Origin of the sequence: Synechococcus sp. R65.1 (assembly GCF_047461755.1) — a bacterium.
Classification (GTDB): domain Bacteria; phylum Cyanobacteriota; class Cyanobacteriia; order Thermostichales; family Thermostichaceae; genus Thermostichus.
The window spans coordinates 99,965-117,236 of the sequence record NZ_JANSHU010000004.1 but is presented as its reverse complement, the minus strand read 5'-3'; the positions used below and the strand labels follow the sequence as shown (position 1 = coordinate 117,236).

General features: G+C 60.8%; 17 protein-coding genes. 9 read left to right on the top strand and 8 right to left on the bottom strand.

Annotated features, from left to right (window positions below; genetic code table 11):
• Positions 1-137 precede the first annotated feature (137 nt).
• Both trmFO and NW814_RS03500 read right to left on the bottom strand, forming a co-directional pair.
• Positions 138-1,493, bottom strand: coding sequence for an FADH(2)-oxidizing methylenetetrahydrofolate--tRNA-(uracil(54)-C(5))-methyltransferase TrmFO (trmFO, locus tag NW814_RS03505; RefSeq protein WP_414405216.1), 1,356 nt, complete (start codon positions 1,491-1,493; stop codon positions 138-140).
• A gap of 55 nt (positions 1,494-1,548) precedes the next feature.
• Positions 1,549-2,727 carry a TRC40/GET3/ArsA family transport-energizing ATPase gene (locus tag NW814_RS03500; protein WP_414396102.1) on the bottom strand — a complete coding sequence of 393 codons (1,179 nt, stop codon included), beginning with the start codon at positions 2,725-2,727 and terminating at the stop codon, positions 1,549-1,551.
• A gap of 161 nt (positions 2,728-2,888) precedes the next feature.
• Between NW814_RS03500 and psbQ the strand changes: the two genes are divergently transcribed.
• The gene (gene psbQ / locus NW814_RS03495) at positions 2,889-3,287 is read left to right on the top strand and encodes a photosystem II protein PsbQ (protein ID WP_414396100.1); all 399 of its coding nucleotides are present in this window, start codon (positions 2,889-2,891) and stop codon (positions 3,285-3,287) included.
• Positions 3,288-3,303: 16 nt separating this feature from the next.
• Here the strand turns inward: psbQ and coaD are convergent, their stop codons facing one another.
• Together coaD and cutA are read right to left on the bottom strand one after the other, a co-directional pair.
• Positions 3,304-3,783 (bottom strand): pantetheine-phosphate adenylyltransferase, encoded by a 480-nt coding sequence (gene coaD, locus NW814_RS03490; protein ID WP_414390724.1) that lies wholly within the window; start codon positions 3,781-3,783, stop codon positions 3,304-3,306.
• Positions 3,784-3,805: 22 nt separating this feature from the next.
• Positions 3,806-4,141, bottom strand: coding sequence for a divalent-cation tolerance protein CutA (cutA, locus tag NW814_RS03485; protein WP_414405215.1), 336 nt, complete (start codon positions 4,139-4,141; stop codon positions 3,806-3,808).
• Between the two features lie 173 nt (positions 4,142-4,314).
• Between cutA and NW814_RS03480 the strand changes: the two genes are divergently transcribed.
• Both NW814_RS03480 and groL read left to right on the top strand, forming a co-directional pair.
• A complete protein-coding gene (locus NW814_RS03480; RefSeq protein ID WP_414396119.1) occupies positions 4,315-4,644 on the top strand; it encodes a 30S ribosomal protein PSRP-3 in 330 nt (109 codons plus the stop codon).
• Between the two features lie 214 nt (positions 4,645-4,858).
• Entirely contained in the window at positions 4,859-6,481 is a 1,623-nt protein-coding gene (gene groL, locus NW814_RS03475; protein WP_414405214.1) for a chaperonin GroEL, read from the top strand.
• 31 nt (positions 6,482-6,512) lie between these two features.
• Here the strand turns inward: groL and lysS are convergent, their stop codons facing one another.
• Together lysS and hmpF are read right to left on the bottom strand one after the other, a co-directional pair.
• Entirely contained in the window at positions 6,513-8,051 is a 1,539-nt protein-coding gene (gene lysS, locus NW814_RS03470) for a lysine--tRNA ligase (protein WP_414396097.1), read from the bottom strand.
• 97 nt (positions 8,052-8,148) lie between these two features.
• On the bottom strand, positions 8,149-9,858 hold the full coding sequence (hmpF, locus tag NW814_RS03465; RefSeq protein ID WP_414405213.1) for a pilus motility taxis protein HmpF: 1,710 nt from the start codon (positions 9,856-9,858) through the stop codon (positions 8,149-8,151).
• Positions 9,859-10,086: 228 nt separating this feature from the next.
• On the opposite strand from hmpF, the gene trpC reads away from it, so the two are divergent.
• The 6 genes from trpC to NW814_RS03435 all read left to right on the top strand — a co-directional run bounded on the left by trpC (position 10,087) and on the right by NW814_RS03435 (position 15,865).
• The gene (gene trpC, locus NW814_RS03460; RefSeq protein ID WP_414396094.1) at positions 10,087-11,004 is read left to right on the top strand and encodes an indole-3-glycerol phosphate synthase TrpC; all 918 of its coding nucleotides are present in this window, start codon (positions 10,087-10,089) and stop codon (positions 11,002-11,004) included.
• A 40-nt stretch (positions 11,005-11,044) separates the two neighbouring features.
• Positions 11,045-11,284 carry a DUF5340 domain-containing protein gene (locus NW814_RS03455; protein ID WP_414396092.1) on the top strand — a complete coding sequence of 80 codons (240 nt, stop codon included), beginning with the start codon at positions 11,045-11,047 and terminating at the stop codon, positions 11,282-11,284.
• Between the two features lie 53 nt (positions 11,285-11,337).
• Complete coding sequence (locus NW814_RS03450) at positions 11,338-11,532, top strand: copper chaperone (protein ID WP_414405212.1); 195 nt, start codon at positions 11,338-11,340, stop codon at positions 11,530-11,532.
• A gap of 90 nt (positions 11,533-11,622) precedes the next feature.
• The gene (locus NW814_RS03445) at positions 11,623-13,938 is read left to right on the top strand and encodes a heavy metal translocating P-type ATPase (protein WP_414405211.1); all 2,316 of its coding nucleotides are present in this window, start codon (positions 11,623-11,625) and stop codon (positions 13,936-13,938) included.
• A gap of 195 nt (positions 13,939-14,133) precedes the next feature.
• Positions 14,134-15,162 (top strand): sirohydrochlorin chelatase, encoded by a 1,029-nt coding sequence (locus tag NW814_RS03440; protein ID WP_414405210.1) that lies wholly within the window; start codon positions 14,134-14,136, stop codon positions 15,160-15,162.
• A gap of 73 nt (positions 15,163-15,235) precedes the next feature.
• Positions 15,236-15,865 (top strand): hypothetical protein, encoded by a 630-nt coding sequence (locus tag NW814_RS03435; protein WP_414405209.1) that lies wholly within the window; start codon positions 15,236-15,238, stop codon positions 15,863-15,865.
• 22 nt (positions 15,866-15,887) lie between these two features.
• Here NW814_RS03435 and NW814_RS03430 read toward each other — a convergent pair whose 3' ends face one another.
• Positions 15,888-16,505 carry a PAP/fibrillin family protein gene (locus NW814_RS03430; protein ID WP_414405208.1) on the bottom strand — a complete coding sequence of 206 codons (618 nt, stop codon included), beginning with the start codon at positions 16,503-16,505 and terminating at the stop codon, positions 15,888-15,890.
• 69 nt (positions 16,506-16,574) lie between these two features.
• Positions 16,575-17,270, bottom strand: coding sequence for an L-threonylcarbamoyladenylate synthase (locus tag NW814_RS03425; protein ID WP_414396083.1), 696 nt, complete (start codon positions 17,268-17,270; stop codon positions 16,575-16,577).
• Between the last annotated feature and the right edge of the window lie 2 nt (positions 17,271-17,272).

The following is a 17,272-nucleotide window of genomic DNA, read 5'->3' as shown; positions in this document are numbered from 1 at the left end:
AACCTGACAGGGTAAGTGCGCTCGTGGAACCAAGAACGAGAATCCCCGGCCTACGGCCCGCTGTCGCGAATGCCCTTCAGGGCGGGGAGTATGTCAATCCAGGCTAGCCAGCCGTTTGCGCTTGGAGGGTAAGGAACTCAGGCAGTTTGCGCCTGGCGCACTAGCCCCGTTGCCGCCAAAGCAGCCAAGGCGCGATCCCGGTAACGGCCATAGCGCTCTTGTTTGCTGCGAACCTTTTGTCCCTCCAGCTCCGGCAAGAGGCCAAAATTGGCTGGCATGGGCTGGAAGTACTTGGGATCGGCGCTGCTAATGAACTGAAACAGGGATCCCATCATCGTCTCCGGCGGCAACGTGATCAAAGGCAGCCCCAGAGCCAGGCGAGCGGCGTTCTGTCCGGCCAGCCACCCCCCCGCCACGGCGCAGGCGTAGCCTTCAGTGCCCACCAACTGGCCGGCAGCCAACAGGGTCGGACGGCGGCGAAATTGCAACGTAGGCAGCAAAAGCTGCGGCGAGTTCAAAAAGGTGTTGCGGTGCATCACGCCAAAGCGGACAAACTCCGCTGCTTCCAGGCCGGGGATGAGGCGAAAGACCCGCTGCTGTTCTCCCCACTTCAAATTGGTCTGAAAGCCCACCAGGTTCCACAGCTTGCCTGCTCGGTCCTCCTGGCGTAGCTGCACCACCGCATAGGGCCGGGATCCCGTGCGGGGATCCACCAGCCCCACCGGCTTCAAGGGTCCAAAGCGGAGGGTGTCTTTGCCGCGGCGGGCCATTTCTTCAATGGGCAGGCAGCCCTCGAAGAACTTGCGCTCCTCTTTTTCAAAATCCTTAAGGGGCACCTGTTCTGCCTCCACCAGCGCCTGCCAGAAGCGCTCGTACTCCGCCTCTGTCATAGGGCAGTTGAGGTAGGCCGCCTCTCCTCTGTCGTAGCGAGAAGCCTGAAACACCACTGTGCGGTTGAGGGAATCCCCGGTAACAATGGGGCTGGAAGCGTCAAAAAAGCTCAGGTACTCCAGGCCGGTGAAGGCTTGCAGCGCCTTGGCTAGGGGCTCGCTGGTCAGGGGGCCGGTGCAGAGGACGGCTATCCCTTCTGGGATCTCGGTCACCTCCTCCCGGCGCAGGGTGATGAGAGGATGGTTGGCAATGGCTTCTGTTAGGGCCTGGCTAAAGCGAGCCCGATCCACAGCTAGGGCCCCCCCTGCCGGCACAGCGTGGCGATCCGCGGTGGCGATCACCAGAGATCCCAGTTGGCGCAGCTCTTCCTTAAGCAGCCCTGCCGCTCGATCGCTGGCTATGGCCCCGAAGGAATTGCTGCACACCAGCTCTCCCAGTAGATCCGTATGGTGGGCCGGGCTTTGCCGCACAGGGCGCATCTCCGAGAGGATAACAGGCACCCCCAGTTGGGCGATTTGCCAGGCGGCTTCTGTCCCTGCCAGCCCCCCGCCCACCACATGGATGGGGGCCACGGTTGGCGATGGATGCGCGGGATGGTGCATCACAGCCTCCAGAGAAAACGCTCAGCCAGTTAGGTACTCCCCGCTAGCAGCTCCCTCAGGCGGCAAAGTGAATGCGCAGGTAGTCCTCTTCCATTTTGGCTCGTGCCGGCTTCATGGCCGCTAGAGCCTGGGGCAACACCAGGTTGCGGCGGTGGTTGCCAATGCGGATGTTGAGCTCGTCGCCAGTTTTGCTCAGCTCCACCTGCTCTTTGGGGATCCCGGGCAAGTAGAGGTCTAGGCGGTACTGGCCGTTGTCGGTAACCACCTGCATTGTCTGCTCAGCGTAGAACACCTCCGCCGGGTTGCGGTCTCCCCAGAGATCCTTTTTCAGGCGGGCCAGGGCGTCCCACCCCACCAGCTCCTCGGGGTAAAGCGGGATCTCCACCACCGGTAGAGGAGCAAAGTCCTCGTGGATCTGCTGGCGATACTTCTGCTGGGCAGCCTTCCAGGCGGCAAAGTAGGGATCCACCACCCCTTCTGGCAAAATGCGGTTGGCGATCACCAAATCGGTGGCGACGCCGTAGAGGCTAAGGTAGGCATGCGCCCGCAGGGACTCCTTGATCACCATTTTTTCGGGGTTGGTTACCAGGCGCACTGAGGTGATGCGGTTGTCGGTAAGGATGCGCTCTAGCCGCTCGATCTTCTGGTAGAACTCGTAGGGGGCATCTAGCACCTGGTCATCTGGCAGGGGGATCCCGGTTAGCCCTTTAACAATCGGCTCGGCAATAGGGCGCAGCACCCGCGCCAACCCCTGTAAAGGTTTGTAGAACTTGCGCATGTACCAGCCGGAAACATCGGGCAAGCTGAGGAGGCGCAAAGCCGTGCCAGTAGGGGCTGAGTCGATGATGAGCACATCGAACTTGCCTTCGTCGTAGTGGCGGTTGACCCGCACCAGGGCAAAGATCTCGTCCATCCCCGGCAGCACCGCCAGCTCCTGCGCCTGCACGCCGTCCAGCCCGCGGGCCTGCAACACCTGCGTGATGTAGGCCTTGACGGATCCCCAGTTCAGTTCCAGCTCCTGCAGGGCATCCAGCTCCGCTCCCCAGAGGTTGGGTTTGACCTCCACCGGCTCGTGGCCCAAGGGCTGGTCGAAACTGTCGGCCAGGGAGTGGGCCGGATCGGTGCTCAGCACCAGGGTTTTTAGGCCAAGCTCGGCACAACGCCAGCCGGTCGCCGCTGCCATCGAGGTCTTGCCGACCCCTCCCTTGCCAGTCATGAGGATGATGCGTTGCATGGGAGCGCCGTTTACATTCTTTTACAGTTCTAGGCTAACCGATTTGCTCTTTTCTCCTCCGAGCAGCCAAGGGCTGGAGGGCAGTCAACAGGTACACTATATGGTTGCTGAGGAAGTAATGGCCAAGAGTCAAGCCGGTGAAGACAGGTGAGAGGTGGAGGATGATGCGTCGCTGGCGCAGTTTGCTGCTACTTGCCATCCTAACGTTGGGCCTGTGGCTGGGATCCCTTCCTGTCCAGGCGGCTGCCGCCTTGCCCCGAGAGCTACAGCAGCTAGAGCAACACGTAGAGCGGCTGCAGAGCCTGGTGGACGCTGAGGATTGGCTGGAGATCCGCTCCTACATTCACGGGCCGATGGGCCTGACCCGCAAGACCCTAACCAGCCTGGCAAACACCTTGCCCCAGCAGCAAAAGCGGGAGATGCTGCGCTTGGCCAAGGAAATGGGCCGCAGCTTGGAAGAACTGGACTTTGCCGCCAAAGCCTACGACCAACCAGAGGTGGAAGCTGCCCAGGCCAAGGTGAGAAAGACGTTGCAAGAGCTCAAGGCCCTGTTTTCGTAGTTGGGGACAGAGCGGATCAAGTTAAGGGGAAACGCTCCCGCAGATCTTGAGCCACCGGCGGGGGTACCAGGTGGTCAATGGGGCCGCCTAGCTTGGCCACTTCCTTAACTAAGCTGCTACTGACAAAGCTGTGCTCGCTAGCAGTCGCAAGGAAAAGGGTTTCCAACTCAGGAGCCAGGAGCTTGTTGGTGTGGGCCATCTGCAGCTCGACATCAAAGTCAGATAGCACCCGCAAGCCGCGCACAATGACTTTTGCCCCTCGCTGGCGGGCGTAGGCCACCGTCAGGCCGGAAAAGGTGTCGACCTCAACGTTTTTTAGGTGGGCAACAGAGAGGAGGATCTGGGCTTGCCGCTGCTCAGGAGTAAACAGAGGCGTTTTGTTGGGGTTTTTCAGGACTGCAACGATGACTTTGGAAAACAGACGGCTGGCCCGCTCGATGATGTCGAGGTGCCCAAAGGTGATGGGGTCGAAGCTGCCGGGGTAGAGGGCAATCATGCTAGAGAGGGTACCGCTCTTCTTAGCCTACCTGCTCTCGGGCCCACGCCAGATAGGTAGCGCTTACCTGAGCAGCCGGCAGAGCCAGGATCTCCGGCTCCTGGTAGGGGTGGAGCTCCCGCAGCCGCTGTTCCAGGCGGGGATAAGCCCTGCTGGGCAACTTAAGCAGCAGCAAGTATTCTTTCTCTGTCTGCAGGGATCCCTGCCAGCGGTAGTAGGAGGTAATCGGGGGCAGCACCTGGGCACAGGCCACGTAGCGCTCGGCCACTAAGGTGTGGGCCAGGCGATGGGCGTCGGCTTCGGAGCCCACGGTGGTCATGACCACGGAGAGGGTTTCTAGGGCGGTCTTGTCGTCCATTAAAGCTGGCTGTAGGCATTCCTCTCCCCCATCCTACCCTTCAGGCTCCGCAAGAAAAAGGGCAGAGCTAGGCCAGCTCCTCGATAGCCCCACCCAGCCGGGAGGGAGCACCGCCTTCTACCTGAGGACGGGTAGTTTACAATAGAACTCTGCCCGGCTCAGGTCGGGCTTGTATCTTGTCGTTATCTAGGGAGAAACAAGCCTTGCCGAAATTTGCCCTAAAAGCTTTGTGGCTGCAAAACGATTTGGCCATTGCAGTGGATCAAGTAGTGGCCAAAAACCGCAGTCCTCTCACCCGCTACTTCTTCTGGCCCCGAGATGATGCTTGGGAACAGCTTAAGGCTGAACTGGAAAGCAAAAGCTGGATTAGTGAAGAAGATCGCATCAACTTGCTCAACCAAGCCACTGAGCTCATCAACTACTGGCAAAATGGTGGGCGCGACCGCCCCATTAGCGAAGCCCAAGCCCAGTTTCCTGACATCCTCATCAGCGACAGTTCGTGAGTGTTCCCTGCTTCCGCCTGCTATCTCTGCATCCAGGCCATCTTGCTGAGGCTGCCGCCTTTGGGCTAGATTAGCACTCGAGGTTCCAGAGTGCTAACTCTTGACCTAACCAAGGGAAGGGATCGCTGTCGACCTCGCAGGATCCCGCTCTGCCCGGTAGCACTTAGAACAAGTGGCCTAGTTGCTAGTTGAGATAGCGAGGATCAGGGATTCTATGGCAAAGCAGATTTTGTTTAAGGAAGAGGCCCGCAAGGCTCTAGAAGAGGGCATCAATCAAGTAGCAAACGCAGTCAAGGTTACGATTGGCCCTAAGGGGCGCAATGTGGTTCTAGAGAAGAAATTTGGCGCTCCTCAGATTGTTAACGACGGAGTAACAATTGCTAAAGAAATTGAGTTGGCCAATCCCTTGAAAAATGCCGGTGCCCAGTTGATGCGGGAGGTGGCCAGCAAAACCAACGACGCGGCCGGGGATGGCACCAGTACAGCCACCATCCTGGCCCAGAGCATGATCCAGGAGGGGCTGAAGCACGTTGCGGCAGGAGCTAACCCTGTAGCCCTGCGGCGTGGCATTGAAAAGACCACCGCCTACCTGGTGGAGAAAATTGCCGCCCAGGCCAAACGGGTGGAGGATCGCAAGACCATCACCGAGGTGGCCACTATCTCTGCCGGTAACGACAGCGAGGTAGGCGAGATGATCGCCAAGGCCATGGATGCGGTGGGGCGAGAGGGGGTGATCACGGTCGAAGAGTCCAAGTCGATGGAAACCCAGTTGGAAGTAGTGGAGGGAATGCAGTTTGACCGCGGCTACATCTCTCCCTACTTCATCACCGATACCGAGCGGATGGTAGCGGAATACGAAAACGCCTATCTGCTCATCACGAGCAACAAGCTCTCCAACGTGCAGGAGCTGGTGCCTCTGCTGGAGCGGCTGGCCCGGGAGGGGCGGCCCTTACTGGTGATTGCCGAAGATGTGGAGGGAGAAGCCCTGGCTACCCTAGTGGTCAACAAGCTGCGGGGAGTGTTGAATGCGGTGGCGGTGAAGGCTCCCTCCTTTGGGGAGCGGCGCAAGGCCATGCTGGAGGACATTGCCATCCTCACCGGGGGCCGGCTCATCTCGGAGGAAATTGGCGTCAAGATGGAGAATGTCACTCTGGACATGCTGGGGTCGGCCCGCAAGATCACGGTTACCCGCGACAAGACCACCATTGTTACCGATGGCAGTACTAAGGCGGCCGTAGAGAAGCGGGTAGCTCAGCTCCGCAAGCAGCTGGAGACCACCGATTCTGAGTACGACCGCGAGAAGTTGCAGGAGCGAATTGCCAAGCTGGTTGGCGGAGTGGCGGTCATCAAGGTGGGAGCTGCCACCGAGACCGAGCTCAAAGACCGCAAGCTGCGCATTGAAGATGCTCTCAACGCCACGCGAGCAGCCGTGGAGGAAGGGATCGTCCCTGGCGGGGGGGTGACACTGCTCCACCTTTCCAAGGGGATCCCAGACTTTAAGGCCAAGTTGAATGCCGAAGAGCAGGTGGGGGCAGACATCGTCTACCAGGCCGTGCGGGCGCCGCTCTATCAGATTGCCCACAACGCTGGGCTGGAGGGATCGATAGTGGTGGAAAAGGTTCTGGAGCAAGAGATGCCCTACGGCCTCGACGCCCTGACCGCCGAGTATGTGGACATGTTTGCCCGCGGGATTGTAGACCCGGCCAAGGTGGTGCGCTTGGCCCTGCAAAATGCGGCTTCCATTGCCGCCATGTACCTCACCACGGAGGCCGTGGTCGTCGAGAAGCCGGAGCCCAAGCCGGCCAAAGGCCGCCCGAGCAAGCCGGGAATGATGTAACGATGTAAAGCCCTTCTGCAAGCCTAGGCCCCTATTCGGGGGCTTTTTCTTGGGCGGAGCTTTCGGGCCGCAGCAGGGGAAAGGCGATGACATCCCGAATGCTGGGAGCATCGCACAGCAGCATCGCCAGGCGGTCAATGCCTAGGCCAAGACCGCCCGTGGGAGGAAGGCCATATTCCAGAGCCGTGAGGAAGTCTTCGTCAAGAAAGTGGGCTTCTTCCTTGCCAGCTGCCTTTAGGGCTGCCTGGGCCTCCAGCCGCCGCCGCTGATCCACCGGATCGGTGAGCTCCGAGTAGGCGTTGGCGGTCTCCCGCCCAACAATGAACAGCTCAAAGCGCTCGGCCAGCCCCGCCTTGCTGCGGTGAGGCTTGGTGAGCGGACATACCTCCAGGGGATAGTCCAGGACAAAGGTGGGTTGGCGTAGGCGGCTTTCACAGCAGTGCTCAAAGGCCTTGACCAGCAACTGGCCAGGAGAGTCCTGGGGTGAGAGATTGGGGATCCCTTGGGCGGCCAAGGCGGGCAAGAGCTCCTCAGAGCACTCTTTTTCTACATCGATGAAGATGCCAGTGGCCTCTTCCACCAGCTCTTGCATCGTCACCCGTCGCCAGGGGGGGGTGAGGTCGATGGCTTCCCCTTGGTAGGTAAGCTGCAGGGATCCCCGCACAGCCAGGGCGGCGTTGCACACCAAGGTTTCGGTGAGCTCCATCATCGTGTGATAGTCAGCAAAGGCTTGGTAGGCCTCCAGGGAGGTAAATTCCGGGTTGTGGCGGGTGGAGATCCCCTCATTGCGAAAGACCCGCCCAATTTCGTAAACCCGCTCGATCCCGCCCACCACCAGCCGCTTCAGGTGCAGCTCGGTGGCAATACGGAGGTAGAGATCTAGATTCAGGGCGTTGTGGTGGGTTACAAAAGGCCGCGCCTCTGCCCCCCCGGGGATGACCTGCAACACCGGCGTTTCAATTTCCACAAAGCCTCGCTCTTCCAGGGTCTGCCGCAGGGAGCGGATGATCTTGGCGCGGTCGAGCAGGGTCTGTTTGACCTCGGGGTTGACGATGAGATCGACGTAGCGCTGGCGGTAGCGTTTTTCCACATCCCGCAGGCCGTGCCACTTGTCAGGCAGAGGCAGCAGGGCCTTGGTCAGGATCTGGTATTCGTCCACCCACACCGACAGCTCCCCTTTTTCGGTGCGCTTGAGGCAGCCCCTGGCCCCCAGCCAGTCGCCCACGTCGATGAGCTTGTCTAGGTTCTTGAAAGCCACTTCCCCCATGCGCTCTGTTAGCCGCTGCTTCTCCAGGTAAAGCTGGATGGTGCCAGAGCGATCTTGCAGAGTCAAGAAAGCGAGTTTACCCATCACTCGCCGCGCCCGGATTCGCCCAGCCACGGCCACCTGGACATCCTCCCGCTCCCCGCCAGGCTCCAGGTCAGCAAATTGCGCCTGCAACTCGGCAGCTAGGTGGGTAACGGGAAAAGAATAGGCATAGGGCAGGATCCCTTGCTCCTGCAGGTGGCGGACCTTTTCCAGGCGGGCAGCCCGTTGAGCGGCTTCGCTGCTAGTGGAAGGGGTGGACATAAGTAAAAACTGCTGAAACCAACAAGCGAGGAAGAGGATCCCGGCTTTGCCCCCGCGCTCCCTAGAAGGCGCTTAGGCTCTAGGACAGGCTTAAGGCTTATCCCTGGGCAAGGCCAGCCAAGAGGGCCTGCACCTGCTGGAGGTGAGCCCAGGCGCTGGAGCCCCCTTCTTGGTATCGACTCAGCTCCGCCTCCAACTGCCCCAGATACCCTGCCCACTCTGCCCAGCGCTCCTGCTCAGCAGCAAGCGCAGCTTGCAGTTGGTTGAGGCGCCCCCAGGTTTCGGCCATTGCCCGGGCCCGGGCCCGCAGGGCCTCCTCCTCTTGCTCCAGGTGTTGCCACGCCTGCTCCAGGTCCTGCTGTTGGCGGGCCAGTTGCTCCTGTTGAGCTGAGAGAGAAGCTTCCAGTTGGTGGACAAGCGTTTGCAGGCGGTCTTTTTCCTGGAGCAGCTCCTGCTTTTGCTCGGCCATCTGTCCCAGGAGGGGGCCAATATCCACTCGAACCGGAGCGGCAGCCTGATTCTGTAGCTGCTTGAGGCGAGCCTCGTGGCGGGCTAGTTCCTCGTACTCCCGCTGCAGGTTTTTCTCTTGGGGCAGCAGAGCTTCTTCTAGGGCGCTACAGGCAGCCTGGGCGTAGTCGATCTCCATTTCGAGGTCAAACCGTTCCTCGGGAGAGGCGGTGGCCAGCCGCGCTTGTAACCCCTGTAAGGTTTGCCGGTTCTGCTCCAGCTCAGCCCGCTGCTGGCTAACCTGGGCCGCCCGCTGCTCGTAGTCCCGGCGCATTTGGCTAACCAAAGCCGCCAGCTCCTCCACTGAGACCGCCACCTCCTCCCCTCCGTTGCGGCTGCCGTCAACGATGAAGTCGTACTCCTGAACCAAGCGGTAGGCTTTTTGCTGGAGGCTCTCCTGAGAGTGCAACTGCTGGAGGATCCTCTGCAGTTGCTCTTGGTAAAGCTGCAGGGATCGCCGCTGAACCTGCCAGCTAGCCTGGCTTTGCTCGAGGGCATGGCGGGATCCCCACCAGGCAGCGCGGCGCTCTCGCCAGGCTTGGTAGTCCCGCTCCAGCCCCTCCTGGCCAATTTGGGCTTGCTGTCGCTCCTGCTCCAGTTGGGCCATCTGGTGGTGGAAGTGCTCCTGCTGCTGCTGAACCTGGCTTTTCAAGCTTTGCAGAAGATCCAGGGGCGCCGTAGGGAAACTTAAATGTTCCTGAACCTCTTGCAACAAAGCCCGGAGCTGGGCTGCTTCGGCTTCTCTAAGGCGGCTGGAGCGAGCTTCCAGTTCCTGCCGCTGTCGGTTGAGAGCTTCTCGCTGCTCTCCAATCAGGCGCTGTTGCTCAGCCAGATAGGCTTGCTGGTTGGTCAGCTCCTCTTTGAGACTCTCCAGAAGTTTGCGCTCCTCCTCGACCGCTTTGTATTGCTCGTACAGCCGCTGCACCTCCTCTTCTTGGGCAGCCAGCTCCATCTCGCGGCGGGTGAGCTCTTGGGCCTGAAAGGTGAGGGACTTGCGCCAATTCTCGATCTCTTCCTCTTGGCTGCGGACTTTTTGCTGAAGTTGGCTGAAACTTTGCAGGTAGGTTACCACTTGGCGAGCAGCTTCGCTGATGCGAGTTACCTGGCGGTTGCCAGAGACCTCTGCTAGCACCAGCGCCCCATCCTTGAAGCGCCCGGCTTCTTGAGCAATGCGGCCATCCAGGGTGATGGATTCTTCGTTGACGGCCACCCAGGTGTTGTCCTGCTGTTGCTTAGCTAGTAGTTGCAGAGACGACTTGGCAAATCCAAGTGGCTTGGAGAGCTCTGCTAGGTACAGCACGCCTAACCCCCTCAAACGTGGACCGCAATAACCTCAATCCTGCTTTAGGGCCGCCGCTCGACTTGCAGGTTAACCCGCCATCTCGGTTGCTGATCCCAACCTCAACGATAGGGTAAAAAAAACGCCTTTGCCAGAGGCTGCTTGGGGAAACCTGGAGTAGCTATTCAAACTGGCCGCTTAGCCCTAGAGTGATCTAGGGTGAGGTGAAAGGTTCTGGTCAGGGGCGATATGGAGCTGCAGAGTGAACCGCTTGCTATTCGTCGGCGTTCCCCTGCGCCAGCGGTGGTGGTCGCCTCGCAGGTCTACCAGATAGCAGCGCCCGAGGCTGAGCCGCGCCACATTTTGGAAGCCATTGTCTGGCACAAAGAGCAGGAGGTGGAGCGCCAGCGGGAGCAGCTTCCCCTCAAGGAATTGCAACGGCAACTGGAGCAGGCTCCCCCCGTGCGGGATTTCGTGGCCGCTCTCACCCAATCCCCCCACCCCGTCTCTCTCATCGCTGAGGTGAAAAGGGCCTCTCCTAGCCGCGGCATCCTCCGGGATCCCTTTGACCCAGTGGCCATTGCCCGCAGCTATGAAGCAGGGGGGGCCAGTTGCCTATCGGTGCTTACAGATGAGCGGTTTTTTCAGGGCAGCGGCGAGTACCTGCGCCAGATCCGCCAGGCAGTAGGGATCCCCATCCTCTGCAAGGAGTTCATCCTCTACCCCTACCAAATCCTCTGGGCCCGCAGCCTAGGAGCGGATGCGGTGCTGCTGATTGCCGCCATTCTCTCGGATGCCGACTTGGGCTACTTCCTCAAGCTCGTTCAGCGGTTGGGCATGGCGGCTTTGCTGGAGGTGCATACCGCTCAGGAGCTGGAGCGAGTCTTAGCCTTGCCGCAACTGCAACAGGCCAAGGGGCGGGTGTTGATTGGCATCAACAATCGCGACTTGAGAACCTTTACAGTCGACTTAAGGACGACACGCAACCTCCTAGCCGCCTACCGGGATCGCCTGGGAGATCTGCCGGTGGTCAGCGAGTCTGGCATCCACACCTTCGCCGATCTGCAGCAGTTGCAGGCCTGGGGGGTGCGCGCCGTGCTGGTGGGGGAAGCGCTGGTCACGCAGCCAGATCCTGGCCAAGGGGTGCGCTCCCTGTTGTCCCCGTAAACTTTTCGCCAGCCACCAAGATGGATCCCCTTCTAGATCGATGAAACGGATTCCGGTGCCAGCCCACATCCACTATGAGTTTCTGCTGCGGGTTTTGGAGCGGCAGACGTTTCCGGCAGTCGAGGAACAGGATTTTGGCAACCGCGGCCGCACGCAGGAGCTGATCACTTCTTTGCGCAAGGCCCTCACCCAACAGTTGCAACTGGAAGAAGAGTGGCGCCAGCGGGGCTACCAAGTGGACTACCGCTGGAACCTGGACGATCCCCCTCCTTCCCCTTGACCTTCTAGCCTCCTGCAAGGTTTAGCATCGAGCTATGGAGGTGGAGAGGCAGGATGCAGGTTGTTTTGACGGTGCCCAAGCTGGCCTGCTCGGCTTGTGTGGAGACCATTGCCCAGGCGGTGCGGCAACGGGATCCCCAGGCCCAAGTGGAAGCGGATCCCAAGACTAAGCAGGTGCGGATTCTCTCCGCGCAGACAGGCACGGACTGGCGGCAGGTGCTTGCCCAAGTGGGCTATCCGCCGGCGTAGCGACGTCGGCAGGACAGAGCTCCCGGCTGGGGTTTTCCTCATTGTTGGGAGGAAGGAGGCTTTGGCGTTGCTTTTACTCGGAGGGCAGCCATGTCTGATTCTGGTATCCCCAACCCCTCTGCCCCATCTGCTGCCGGCACTTGGCGCTTGGCCATCCAGGGTATGAGCTGTGCCTCCTGCGCTGTCAGCATTGAACGGGCGCTGGGCCAGGTGCCAGGGGTGACGGCGCAAACGGTGAACTTTGCCAGCGAACAGGCGATTGTTCAAGGGGATCCCCGGCTGGTGAGCCCCCAAGCCCTAATCCGGGCAGTGGAGCAGGCGGGGTATCGGGCCCACCTCCTCCAAGACGATTGGCAACTGCTGGAGCCGACGGATCTCGAGCGGATTGCCCAACGGGCGGCAGAACGGGAGTGGAAGCTGAAGGCGGCAATAGGAGCAGGCATCAGCACGGCGCTGCTAGTGGGATCGTTGCCGATGATGCTGGGGAGGGAGATCCCCGGCTTGCCCCTGCAGGATCCGTGGCTGCAGTTGCTGCTGACAATACCGGTGCAGTTTTGGGTGGGCCAGCCGTTTTATCGCGGGGCCTGGGCGGCTTGGCGGCGGCGAACGGCCGATATGAACACCCTGGTGGCCTTGGGAACCAGTGCCGCCTTCTTCCATTCCCTTTTTGCCACCCTCTTTCCCGACTTCTTCCACCGGCAAGGGCTGCGCCCCGAGGTGTACTACGAAGTAGCGGCCGTGGTCGTCACGCTGGTGCTGGTGGGCAAGTGGATGGAGCAGCGGGCCAAAGCCCAAACCTCCGAGGCCATCCACAAGCTGATGGGGCTGCAGCCCAAAACCGCAAGGGTAATTCGCCAGGGGGTGGAACAGGAGATCCCAATTGGGGAGGTGCAAGTAGGAGATTGCATCCGCGTGCGCCCCGGCGAGAAGGTGCCGGTGGACGGTGTAATCCTGGAAGGCTCCTCGGCGATAGATGAGTCGATGGTAACCGGGGAAAGCCTGCCTGTCGTCAAATCGGTGGGGGATGAGGTTATCGCGGCCACTCTCAACCAGACCGGCAGCTTTGTCATGAAGGCCCAGCGGGTAGGCAAAGATACGCTTTTGGCCCAGATCATGCGCCTGGTGCAGGAAGCTCAGGGATCCAAAGCTCCCATTCAGCAGGTGGCAGATCGAGTGACCTCGTGGTTTGTGCCGGCGGTCATTGGAGTGGCGGCGGTAACGTTTGGGCTCTGGTGGGGGCTGGCGGGCAAGCCAACGTTGGCTTTGGTCAATGCCGTTGGGGTGCTGGTCATTGCCTGCCCTTGTGCCTTGGGTTTGGCCACCCCCACCTCGATCCAGGTGGCCATAGGGCGAGGAGCAGAGCTGGGGATCCTGGTGAAGCGGCCTGAGAGCTTGGAGGTTTTGGCCCATCGCCTCGCCACCGTGGTCTTGGACAAAACCGGCACTCTCACCGCTGGCCGTCCCGCTGTTACCGATATCTGGACTCCAGCCTCCTCTCCCCTAGGGCTGTTGCGTCTAGCGGCTGCGGCAGAACAGTACTCAGAACATCCGCTGGCCCGGGCAGTGGTGCAAAAAGCCGAAGCAGAAGGGATCGCGCTCCCGCCAGCCCAGAACTTCCAGGCAAGAGTAGGCGAGGGGATAGAAGCCTGGGTAGAGGGACAGCCGGTGCGTGTTGGTCGGCTGAGCTGGCTGCAGGCGATGGGGATCCCTTGCCATCCCGCCAGCAAGGAGCGGGCTCAAGCTTGGGAGAACGAGGGCAAAACGGTCATTGGCGTGGCTCAAGGGGAGAGTTTTCTGGGACTGCTGGCCATTGCCGATCCGCTAAAGCCCACTTCCGCTGAAGCTGTGCAGCAGCTGCACCAGATGGGGCTGGAGGTGGTTATGCTGACTGGCGACAACCCCACCACTGCCCAAGCCATTGCCCGGCAGGTCGGGATCCGGCGAGTCATTGCCCAAGTCCGTCCTGAGCAGAAGGCAGCCTTGATTCGCCAGCTTAGGCGGCCTCAGGGGCGGGTGGTGATGGTGGGAGACGGCCTTAACGATGCGCCGGCCCTGGCTGAGGCCGATGTGGGGATCGCCATGGGGACGGGCACGGACGTGGCCATGGCCACCGGCGACATTACCCTGGTATCGGGCGATTTGCGGGGTGTGGCCGCCGCCATCCAACTCAGCCGGGCTACCCTTGCCAACATTCGCCAGAACCTCTTCTTTGCCTTTATCTACAACGTCCTGGGGATCCCCATTGCTGCCGGGGCGCTCTATCCCTTCACCGGCTGGCTGCTCAACCCCATGTTGGCGGGGGCAGCCATGGCCTTCAGCTCTGTCTCGGTGGTGGCCAATGCCCTGCGCCTGCGGCATTTTCGGCCCTCACCCCCAGTCCCTCTTGCTCGGAGAGAAGGAAGTTAGGGATCAGGACAAGGGTTTGGAATTATCTCCCCGGAGGCGGCAATCCCCCTGGGGGGCCTTGGTGAACAACTAGCGGCAGGCTAGCCTAAAAGGCCCAGGCAGGCTGGGGAAAGTGGGGCGCCAATCCGCTCCCTCAGCGAAAACACCCACCTGCTTTTTCCTGGACCTTTGCAATTCCCAAGGAACGGAGTTTTCGTGTTGAGTACCCTCAGTTTTTCTCCTTCCCCTACCGTTGGGCAGTCCCCTTCTGCGTCCTTGCCCTTGTTGCTCATCGGCCACGGATCCCGTGACCCGGAGGGACAGCAAGCCTTCCTGGAGCTGGCCCAGACCTACCAAGCTCTCACGCCCCATCGGCCGGTGATCCCTTGCTTTCTGGAGCTGGCCCAGCCGACCATTGCCCAAGGGGTGGAACACTGCTTGGCCCAGGGGTGGCAGGAGATCGTGGCTCTGCCGCTATTGCTGTTTGGGGCGCGCCACAACAAGTTCGACGTGACCACGGAGCTGGATCGCCTCCAGGCCCTCCACCCGCAGTTGCGCGTCCACTACGGCGCGCCGCTGGGGATCCGCGTTGAGATCTTGCAAATGCTGCGGGAGCGAATGGCCACTTTGCTGGCCGCCCAGCCGCAGCGGATCCCGGAAGCGGAGACGGTGCTGCTCTTTGTCGGCCGCGGCTCCAGCGATCCCGAAGCCAACGCCGAAGCCTGCAAGCTGGCTCGGCTGCTCTGGGAAGGGTCGGGGTTTGCGGCCGTGGAGACTTGCTTTATCGGCATTACCCATCCGCGCCTGCCCGTGGGGTTGCAGCGAGCCCTCTCTTGGCAGCCGCGCCGGGTTCTCGTGTTGCCCTATTTTCTCTTTACAGGGGTACTGGTGAAAAGAATCGAGGCAGCAGTGCAGGAGCAGCGGCGCTGCCACCCCGAGATTGACTGGCTGATGCTGCCAGAATTGGGCATAGTGGATACGGTGCTGCACACCCTGCAGCAACTGGAGCAGGAGGCTCTCCAGGGCCAAACTCCAGGGAACTGCCACCTCTGCAAGTTTCGCCTGGCGGTGAGCGCAGAGCTGGGAGCAGGACATTCCCATCCTCATCCCCACGACCATGACCATCACTCCCATGGGCACGGTCCTCACCACCATCACTCTGAACACCACCATGCCCCCGCAGGGGCAGCGGATCCCTGGGCCTCCTTGGAGAGCTATCACCAACGAGCTTGGCAGGTGCCCTAGCAAGAGCGACGAGATAAACTGGGGGGTGGCAGGCGTTGTATGAGTCCCTCAGGGCTAGTGTCTTGCCTACCCGATGACGAAGCTGGTCCGCTCCTTTTGGATCTCCGGTGCTGCTGCTGCAGGGAGCGGGCTCCTCGTCTTCGCCGGGGTGGTGGCTCTGCTGGATCAGATCCTGCCGACTCTGCCCAAGATTTCCCTCTCCTTGGCTGGGATCCCTGGCCTAGTGGCTGGGCTGGGGGCTGCCTATGGGGTTTGGTGGCTGGCCCGGCTGGCGTTGCAGTCGACCTCTTGGGGCAGCTTCCGAGAAGCGCTGCTAGAAGCTCTATCTCCGTTTGATCCTGCCGATCACGGCGGCCAGCCGCGACTACGACCCAAGCCTAGCCCAGAGCAAGCGCTGCGCCAGCTGCAATCCCAAGTTGCTGCCCTGGAGGCAGAATTGGAACGCCAAGGGATCCAACTACAGCAGGCAAAAGCAGAGCAAGCCCAGCTCCAGCAGCGGCAGCAGCAACTCGAGCGCCTTCTGCAATGCACCAAATGGGAAAACCAAAAGCTGCACTCTCAACAAGAGGAATGGGCCCGGCAACTGGAACAGTCCCAAGAGAAGTTGCAGGCGTTGCAAGCGTCCTACCGGGCCCTGGAGACCCTCTGTGAGATCAGCTTCGCTCTCATCGAGAAAACGCGAGGTGAAGACCCCCGGCTTTAGCCGTGGGGTAGTACGTCTCCAGCTAGCTACTGCCTTCGCCTACCCGCCTGAGCACGAAGAGACTCCCTTGGCTGCCACGGCCAATCCGCAGATCCTCGTCCAAATAGGTGATATCCAGCCAGCCCGTTGGCTTGCGACAACCCAGGTCAATCTTGATAGCCGGGATCCGGTCGGGATCCCGTTCGAGCAGATAGAGAAAACTCTCGATCTCGTAGCTCATCAACGCCTGGAGTCCCACAAGCAGCCGCTCGAACAGCACCTTGACCCGCCGTTCCGATGCCGGATAGAAGCGGGCTGCCACCGCCAAGATACCCCGCGGCAGCCAGCCGGATCCCTGGATTTCGGCCACGTTAAAGACTTGGCTCTTTTGGGCTCGAATGCACTGATAGATCTCGCCGGTGGTCAAAAGGGGCAAAGGGGCCAGCCGCAACAAAGCGGCGCTAGTGGTGAACAGGTTCAGCCAAGTCCCCTCCAACCGTTCAGGAGCTGCTAGGGGGTTAGGGGTAGGGTTGAGGACTTCTAGGGCGGCAATGTGAGCCAGAATCTGGTTTTTTTGGCTAGGGGAAACCCTGCGGCCCCGGTCGGTCGTCTCCAAAAGCTGCAACAGCGCCGACTTTTTTTCAGCTAAGGTTTCAGGCATGGGACCATACCGGCAGGACGACCCTATTCTAGGAGCAAGCAGCTAGGCGGAAAACCCAGGGTCTGTGCCTCAATTGCCCGGCTCTTTTGCCCACTGCAGATCCGCCACCTGCTTGTAGCCCAGCCCGGCCCGCACCAGCAGCGGCTCCGGCCCTGTGAGATCGATGACGGTCGAGACCTGGGCCCGATAGGGAGCCTCGTCATCCACTATCAGGTCCACTTGCTTCTCCAACTGGCGCATTTCCTCGGCGGTAAAGATTCCCCCTTCCTCCCAATCCGCTGCCGGATCAAAGCCCACCTCCAACGAGCCGATGGGATCCCTGCCCAGCTTGGCCGAGGTGGAGACGATGGGGTTACCCAACTCGGCCAACAGCGCCTGACAGATGGCCGAATCGGGCACGCGGATGCCAGTGGTCTTTCGCTTGGGATCCATCACCAACCGAGGCACCAGCTTGGTGGCTGGCAACAAAAACGTAAACGGGCCAGGGATCAGCCGCCGCATCAGCCGATAGGCGGGATCGCTCACCTGGGCATACTGAGCAATCTGGGAAAGCGAAGGGCACAGAAAGGTAAGAGGCTTGTCGTTAGAAAGCCGCTTGATGTGCCGCACCCGCTCCACTGCCTGCTTGTGAGTGACATCGCAGCCGATGGCATAGACCGTGTCGGTGGGATAAAGCATGACCGCCCCCTCGCGGAGCGCGGCTGCAATGCGCTGGATGGAGCGGGGCTGGGGGTGTTGGGGATGGAGCTTGAAGTATTCGGCCATCA

Excerpts from the sequence above, each read along its gene's own strand:
- trmFO (WP_414405216.1), bottom strand. The coding sequence starts at position 1,493 with ATGCACCATCCCGCGCATCCATCGCCAACCGTGGCCCCCATCCATGTG.
- NW814_RS03500 (WP_414396102.1), bottom strand. The coding sequence starts at position 2,727 with ATGCAACGCATCATCCTCATGACTGGCAAGGGAGGGGTCGGCAAGACC.
- psbQ (WP_414396100.1), top strand. The coding sequence starts at position 2,889 with ATGATGCGTCGCTGGCGCAGTTTGCTGCTACTTGCCATCCTAACGTTG.
- coaD (WP_414390724.1), bottom strand. The coding sequence starts at position 3,783 with ATGATTGCCCTCTACCCCGGCAGCTTCGACCCCATCACCTTTGGGCAC.
- cutA (WP_414405215.1), bottom strand. The coding sequence starts at position 4,141 with ATGGACGACAAGACCGCCCTAGAAACCCTCTCCGTGGTCATGACCACC.
- groL (WP_414405214.1), top strand. The coding sequence starts at position 4,859 with ATGGCAAAGCAGATTTTGTTTAAGGAAGAGGCCCGCAAGGCTCTAGAA.
- lysS (WP_414396097.1), bottom strand. The coding sequence starts at position 8,051 with ATGTCCACCCCTTCCACTAGCAGCGAAGCCGCTCAACGGGCTGCCCGC.
- trpC (WP_414396094.1), top strand. The coding sequence starts at position 10,087 with ATGGAGCTGCAGAGTGAACCGCTTGCTATTCGTCGGCGTTCCCCTGCG.
- NW814_RS03455 (WP_414396092.1), top strand. The coding sequence starts at position 11,045 with ATGAAACGGATTCCGGTGCCAGCCCACATCCACTATGAGTTTCTGCTG.
- NW814_RS03450 (WP_414405212.1), top strand. The coding sequence starts at position 11,338 with ATGCAGGTTGTTTTGACGGTGCCCAAGCTGGCCTGCTCGGCTTGTGTG.
- NW814_RS03445 (WP_414405211.1), top strand. The coding sequence starts at position 11,623 with ATGTCTGATTCTGGTATCCCCAACCCCTCTGCCCCATCTGCTGCCGGC.
- NW814_RS03435 (WP_414405209.1), top strand. The coding sequence starts at position 15,236 with ATGACGAAGCTGGTCCGCTCCTTTTGGATCTCCGGTGCTGCTGCTGCA.
- NW814_RS03430 (WP_414405208.1), bottom strand. The coding sequence starts at position 16,505 with ATGCCTGAAACCTTAGCTGAAAAAAAGTCGGCGCTGTTGCAGCTTTTG.
- NW814_RS03425 (WP_414396083.1), bottom strand. The coding sequence starts at position 17,270 with ATGGCCGAATACTTCAAGCTCCATCCCCAACACCCCCAGCCCCGCTCC.